Origin of the sequence: Tistlia sp. (assembly GCF_040905785.1) — a bacterium.
In the GTDB taxonomy this organism is placed as follows: domain Bacteria; phylum Pseudomonadota; class Alphaproteobacteria; order Kiloniellales; family DSM-21159; genus Tistlia.
This window is the reverse complement of sequence record NZ_JBBDQW010000065.1, coordinates 88,967-95,098: the sequence shown is the minus strand read 5'-3', so window position 1 is coordinate 95,098 and position 6,132 is coordinate 88,967. Positions and strand designations below refer to the sequence as shown.

Sequence of the window (6,132 nt, the reverse complement as noted above, 5' to 3'; positions counted from 1 at the left end):
CTGTCCGCCGATAACCCACGTGACGACCCCTTCCAGTATGAGAAATCCAGGCTAAGGCAGCCGCACGAGGAAGATCTCCTCGAACAGGTAGGTAACGGCGAGCGCGGTCAGAGCCGCCAGGACCGCGGCGACGGCCAGGCCGCGCAGGCGCTGCGCGCGGCCGCTCCCGGCCCGCCACTCGAATGCCAGGATGAAGAGGAAGACAAAGAGGGCCGTCGCCAGCCAGAAGGGCAGGCGCCCGACCAGCCCGCCGGCGTAGCCGACGGTCAGCAGCAGCGCCAGGCCGACCCGGCGGACCGACGAGCCGCGCTCGCCCGGCTCGGCCGGCGCGGCGGCGTCCTTGCCGGCCGAGAGCCGCCAGCCGCCGGCGGCGAGCGAGCGGGCCAGCAGCACGGCCGCAAGCAGCACGATGACCGCGCCGAGCAGGCCCGGCGTCAGGCCGGGGGCGGTCATGGGGTGGACGCCGAGGTGCCCGAACCGCGGCATGCGCCAGGACTCGACGACGGTCGCGAGGCCGAGGGCGAGCAGCAGCAGCGAGAAGAGGAAGTCGGCGCGCGGCATCAAGGCGATCCGGAACGGCTCCCCATGAAAGTGTCTCGGACGGCGGGGGAGCGGGCGGCCGATGCCCTCCGCTCTCCCGCCGGACTCGAGCCCGAGGCGTCCCGAAGCGGCTAGGGCTTCGGGATGTTCATTTCGTCGGGCGACATCGTCGCCCGGCCGGCCTCGTGGAAGCTCCAGGCGTCGGCCTGAATCTCCGGCCAGACCTGCGCGTCGGCGGCTTCGCCGTAGGCCGGCGTGAAGAGCGCGCCGCGGTTCAGCGCGTAGGACTTCAGCTCCGGGGAGTTCGGGATCACCGTCTCCCAGATCTCGTTCATGGTCTCGATGACCTCGGGCGGCGTGCCCTCCTTGGGGATGAAGATGCCGAAGGAGGTCGCGAGCTGCGGCAGCTTCTCCGACAGGAAGTCGGTGATCGGCGGCACCGTGCCGTAGCCCTCGATCTCGAGTGGCGTGTCGGCGAGCACGGCGAGCGGCCGCAGGCGCTTGCCGCGCACCATCTCCGACTGCTCCGAGGCGAGCTGCGTGGTGACCTCGGCCTCGCCCGACACGGTGGCGATGATCGCCGGGTTGCCGCCGTCGTAGCTGACGTGGCGGTAGTTGAGGCCGGTCGCCGCCTTCAGCGCCTCGATCGCGGCGTGGCCGGAGGAGCCGGCGCCGGCCGTCGCGACCGGCACTTCCTTGTCCTTCATGGCCGCCAGCAGGTCGTCCATGGTCTCGTAGGGCGTGTCGGGATTGACGCTGACCATCGGCACGTTGGTGACCGTGGTGTAGAGATGCCAGTCCTCGACCCAGGTGTCCCACATGCCGAGCAGCTTGTAGGTGCCGAGCTGCTTGGGCGCGCCGGCCGCCCAGGTGTAGCCGTCGCGCTCGGCCTCCCAGACGTTCTTCTTGCCGATCGAGCCTGACGCGCCGGGCGTGTTGACGACCACGACCTTCTGGCCGAGCGCCTCCTCCAGCACCCCGGCGGTAACCCGGCTGACCTGGTCGGTGGCGCCGCCCGCGCCCCAGGGCACGACGATGGTGATCGGGCGGTCGGGCTTCCAGGCGTAGTCCTGGGCCGCCGCGGTGCCGGCCAGCGCCACCAGGGTGCCGGAGACGGCGAGCGTAGCGAGAGTCCGCAACATGCTTTCTGTCCTCCCTCCTGTCGGCCGCGGCATTCGGGTCCGCGGCGCTTTGTCCCGGCCGCGCGAGGCTCGCGCCGCCGGATCTCCCGACGGCGGCTCAGGCGAGGCCCTGGACCGCCATGACCTCGCGCATCCGCCGGGCGGCCAGCTCGGGGTCGCGCAGCACGCGCGCCTTGTCGGCAAGGCGCAGCAGCTCGGCGAGATGCAGCAGCGAGCGGGCGCTCTGCTGGCCGCCGACCATGACGAAGTGATCCTGGAAGCCGTTGAGGTAGGCCAGGAAGACGACGCCGGTCTTGTAGAAGCGGGTCGGCGCCCGGAAGACGTGGCGGCTGAGCGCCACCGTCGGCTCCAGGATCTCGAAGAAGGCCTTGTCCTCGCCGCGCGCGAGCGCGCCGAGCGCGGCCGAGGCGGCCGGCGCGATCGGGTCGAAGATGCCGAGCAGGGCGTCCGAATGGCCCTGCTCGTCGCCGTGGATCAGCTCGGCGTAGTTGAAGTCGTCGCCGGTGTACATGCGCACGCCCGCCGGCAGGCGGCGGCGCATGGCGATCTCCTTGTCCTTGGACAGCAGCGAGATCTTCACGCCGTCGATCTTGTCGGCGTTGTCCTGCAGCACCGACAGGCAGGTGTCCATCGCGGCCAGGTGGTCGCCCGAGCCCCAGTAGCCCTCCAGCGCCGGGTCGAACATCTCGCCGAGCCAGTGGATGATCACCGGCCGGCTGACCTGCGACAGGATGTGGCCGTAGACCTTCTGGTAGTCCTCCGGCCCCCGGGCTGCTTTGGCGAGCGCGCGGCTGGCCATCAGGATGACGCGACCGCCGAGTCCCTCGACCGTCGAGACCTGCTCCTCGTAGGCGGCGACGACCTGGTCCAGGGTGACCCCGGGGCCGGCCTCGAGGTGGTCGGTGCCGGCGCCGCTGGCGATCACCGGGTCGTCGCCGCGCGCCCTGGCCCGCTCGAGCGCGCGGGCGATCAGCTCCTTGGCCTGGGGCCAGCCCAGGCCCATGCCGCGCTGCGCCGTGTCCATCGCCTCGGCGACGCCCAGGCCGAGGTCCCAGAGCGCCTCGCGGTAGGCCAGGGTGCGGTCCCAGTCGATCGCCGGCTCGACCCAGGGGTCCTGCTCGGCGAGCGGGTCGGCGACGACGTGGGCGGCAGCGATGGCGACCCGGTTGAAGGGGCCGCGGGCCTCGCCCCCGGCCGTCCAGTAGGGCGAGGGCTCGCCGAGCCGGTAGCGCTCGAGGCGGCGGTCGGCGGTCGGCAGCGCGATCTCGACCAAGAGCTCAGACCTCCAGGTCGGGCACGTCGAGCCAGCGCCGCTCGGCCCAGCTCTTCAGGCCCAGCTCGGCGAGCTGCACGCCGCGCGCGCCGGCGGTCAGGTCGAACTTCCAGGGTGCGTCCTCGGCGAGGTGGCGGATGAAGTCCTCCCACTGCAGCTTGAAGCCGTTCTCGTAGAGCTGGTTGTCGGGCACGTCCTCCCAGGCGTCGTAGAGGTCGATGGTCTGGGGCACGTCCGGGTTCCACACCGGCTTGGGCGTGTTGACCCGGTGCTGGGTGACGCAGGAGGTCAGGCCGGCGACGGCCGAGCCGTGGGTGCCGTCGACCTGGAAGGTCACCAGGTCGTCGCGCCGCGGCCGCACGCACCAGGAGGAGTTGATGTGGGCGACGATGCCGCCCTCGATCTCGAAGGTCGCGTAGGCGGCGTCGTCGGCGTCGGCCCGGTAGGGCTCGCCCTGCTCGTCGACCCGCTCCGGGATGTGGACGGCGCCCAGGCAGGTCAGCGCGCGCACCGGCCCGAACAGGTTGTCGAGCACGTAGCGCCAGTGGCAGAGCATGTCGAGGATGATGCCGCCGCCGTCGGCCTTGCGGTAGTTCCAGCTCGGCCGCTGCGCCGGCATGCCCCAGTCGCCCTCGAACACCCAGTAGCCGAACTCGCCGCGCACCGACAGGATCCGGCCGAAGTAGCCGGAATCGATCAGGAGCTTCAGCTTGCGCAGGCCCGGCAGGTAGAGCTTGTCCTGGACGACGCCGTGCTTGAGGCCCGAGGCCTTGGCCTTGCGCGCGAGCTCGAGCGCGACCTCCAGGGTGTCGGCGACCGGCTTCTCGCAGTAGACGTGCTTGCCGGCGTCGAGCGCGCGGCCGACCAGCTCGGCGCGCAGCTGCGTCGTCGCGGCGTCGAAGAAGAGCTCGTCCTCGGGGTCGGCCAGGGCGGCGTCGAGGTCGCTCGTCCAGCGCTCGATGCCGTGCCGCTTGGCCAGGGCCTCGACCTTGGCGGCATTGCGGCCGACCAGGATCGGGTCGGGCAGGACCCGGTCGCCGTTGGCCAGCAGGACGCCGCCGGCTTCGCGGATCGCGACGATCGAGCGGACCAGGTGCTGGTTGTAGCCCATGCGTCCGGTGATGCCGTTCATGATGAGGCCGAGGCGGCGGGTTGCCATAGACGCTGTCACTCCATGCCGAGACGCTGGTAGAGGCGGCGCGCGTAGACGCCGAAGGCCTCCGTGGACTTGACGTCGAGCTTGCGCGGGTAGGGCAGCTCGACCTCGAAGTAGTCGGCCATGCGGGCCGGGCCGGCGGTCAGCACGGCGCAGTGGGTCGACAGGAAGATCGCTTCCTGGATCGAGTGGGTGACGAAGACGATGGTCTTGCCGCTCTGCGACCAGATGCGCAGCAGCTCCAGGTTCATCTTCTCCCGGGTCAGCGCGTCGAGCGCGCCGAAGGGCTCGTCCATCAGCACCAGCTTGGGGTCGTGGACCAGGGCGCGGGCGATCGCCGCGCGCTGCTGCATGCCGCCGGACAGCTCGTAGGGATACTTGTCGGCGGCATCGGTCAGGCCGACCATTTCCAGCAGGTCGCGGGCCCGCTCGCGCGCCGCCTTCATCGGCAGGCCGAGGATTTCGGCCGGCAGCAGCACGTTCTCCAGGATCCGGCGCCACTTCAGCAACAGCGCCTGCTGGAACACCATGCCGATGTCGCGGCCCGGCACCAGGCGGTCCTCGGCGCCGATCCGCACCTCGCCGCCGTCGTGCTCGTGCAGGCCGGCCAGGATCTTCAGGACGGTCGTCTTGCCGCAGCCCGACGGCCCGACCAGCGAGACCAGCTCGCCCTCCGAGACCGTCATGGTGACGTCGGAGACGGCGAGGAACTCCTCGCTGCCGCTGCGATAGACCTTGCGGACGTTGTCGAGCTGGATGAAGGGCGCACCGGAGGCCGGCGCGCCGCCGCGCGGCTTCCCCGCTCCCTCTGTCGCTAGCGAGCCGATGGTCGTCCTCCCTGGTTGCGAACGGCGTCTTGCTGCGCCCTGCGGCCGCGGCGCCGGCTTAGTAACCGACTGGTTACAAGTCGATCACAAGGCGCCGGGGGCGTCAAGCCGGCTCGGGCCGCGCCGCTCATGCCAGCCAGCGCTCGAGGTTGGCGGCGACGAAGGCGTCGTCGGCGAGGTCGCCGTGGCGGGCGTAGATGTCGTCGATGCGCTCGGCCTGTCCCGGCCCGAGCGCCTCGTCGGGGTCGAGGCACCAGGTGCCCGCCAGCAGGCCCTGGCGGCGCAGGATCTCGTGGACGCCGCAGATCACCCCGGCGAAGTCGTTGGCGACGTCGAAGACCGCCGCGTTGCACTCCGTGACCCGCGCGTCGAGCGCCAGCAGCTCCGGCTCGATCGAGCCGGCGGCGACCGCCGCGCGGCAGCGGCGGTGGATCTCCACCGCCGAGGAAGTCCAGACGCACCAGTGGCCGAGCAGGCCGCCGACGATGCGCAGCTCGCTCTCGCCGCCGCGGTTGTCGCGCACCGGGAAGGGCGTCAGCAGGTCGGCGACGATGTGGTCGTCGTTGCCGGTGTAGAGCGCGACGCGCCCGGCGGCCCCGGCCTCGGCGACGCCGCGGATCACGTCGAGGGTCTGGTAGCGGTTGAAGGGCGCCATCTTGATGCCGACGACGTTGTCGATGGCGGCGAAGCCGCGCCAGAACTCGACCGGCAGGCGCACGCCCCCGACCGCGGTCTGCAGGTAGAAGCCGAACAGCGGGATGCGCTCGGCGACGGCCTGGCAGTGCGCCAGCATCTCGGCCGTGCTCGCGCCCTCGAAGGCGGCCAGCGACAGCAGGCCGGCGTGGTAGCCCAGGCCGGCGGCGATCTCGGCCTCGCGACAGGCCTGCTCGGTGCGGCCGGCGAGGCCGGCGACCATTGCCACCGGGCGGTCGGTCCAGGCGGCGGCGGTCTCGGCGGCGAGCGCGAGCACCGGCTCGTAGAGGCCGACCTCGCGGATCGCGAACTGCGTCGTGTGGACGCCGACCGCCAGGCCGCCGGCGCCGGCGTCGAGGTAGTAGCGGGTCAGCGCGCGCTGCCGCCGCTCGTCGAGGCGCCGCTCGGCGTCGAGCGCGAGCGGATGAGCCGGTATCACCGTGCCCGCGGCGATCAGCCGGGCCACCTCCTCGGGAATCTCGTCGCGGCGGCGCGCCATGG

General features: G+C 71.9%; 6 protein-coding genes. All 6 read right to left on the bottom strand.

Annotation, left to right across the window (positions count from 1 at the left end):
• Positions 1–51 precede the first annotated feature (51 nt).
• Positions 52–561, bottom strand: a complete 510-nt coding sequence (locus WD341_RS14830; RefSeq protein ID WP_368426249.1) for a tripartite tricarboxylate transporter TctB family protein — start codon at positions 559–561, stop codon at positions 52–54.
• Between the two features lie 110 nt (positions 562–671).
• Entirely contained in the window at positions 672–1,682 is a 1,011-nt protein-coding gene (locus tag WD341_RS14825; RefSeq protein ID WP_368426248.1) for a Bug family tripartite tricarboxylate transporter substrate binding protein, read from the bottom strand.
• A gap of 97 nt (positions 1,683–1,779) precedes the next feature.
• Positions 1,780–2,955, bottom strand: a complete 1,176-nt coding sequence (locus WD341_RS14820) for a dihydrodipicolinate synthase family protein (RefSeq protein WP_368426247.1) — start codon at positions 2,953–2,955, stop codon at positions 1,780–1,782.
• Positions 2,956–2,959: 4 nt separating this feature from the next.
• Positions 2,960–4,114 carry a Gfo/Idh/MocA family protein gene (locus WD341_RS14815; RefSeq protein WP_368426246.1) on the bottom strand — a complete coding sequence of 385 codons (1,155 nt, stop codon included), beginning with the start codon at positions 4,112–4,114 and terminating at the stop codon, positions 2,960–2,962.
• Between the two features lie 8 nt (positions 4,115–4,122).
• Positions 4,123–4,797, bottom strand: a complete 675-nt coding sequence (locus tag WD341_RS14810) for an ABC transporter ATP-binding protein (protein ID WP_368426245.1) — start codon at positions 4,795–4,797, stop codon at positions 4,123–4,125.
• 268 nt (positions 4,798–5,065) lie between these two features.
• Positions 5,066–6,130, bottom strand: coding sequence for a dihydrodipicolinate synthase family protein (locus WD341_RS14805; protein WP_368426244.1), 1,065 nt, complete (start codon positions 6,128–6,130; stop codon positions 5,066–5,068).
• Positions 6,131–6,132 lie beyond the last annotated feature (2 nt).

Bases quoted from the DNA above. Each gene is read 5' to 3' on its own strand.
- WD341_RS14830 (WP_368426249.1), bottom strand. From the start codon at position 561: ATGCCGCGCGCCGACTTCCTCTTCTCGCTGCTGCTGCTCGCCCTCGGC.
- WD341_RS14810 (WP_368426245.1), bottom strand. From the start codon at position 4,797: ATGACGGTCTCGGAGGGCGAGCTGGTCTCGCTGGTCGGGCCGTCGGGC.
- WD341_RS14805 (WP_368426244.1), bottom strand. From the start codon at position 6,130: ATGGCGCGCCGCCGCGACGAGATTCCCGAGGAGGTGGCCCGGCTGATC.
- WD341_RS14815 (WP_368426246.1), bottom strand. From the start codon at position 4,114: ATGGCAACCCGCCGCCTCGGCCTCATCATGAACGGCATCACCGGACGC.
- WD341_RS14825 (WP_368426248.1), bottom strand. From the start codon at position 1,682: ATGTTGCGGACTCTCGCTACGCTCGCCGTCTCCGGCACCCTGGTGGCG.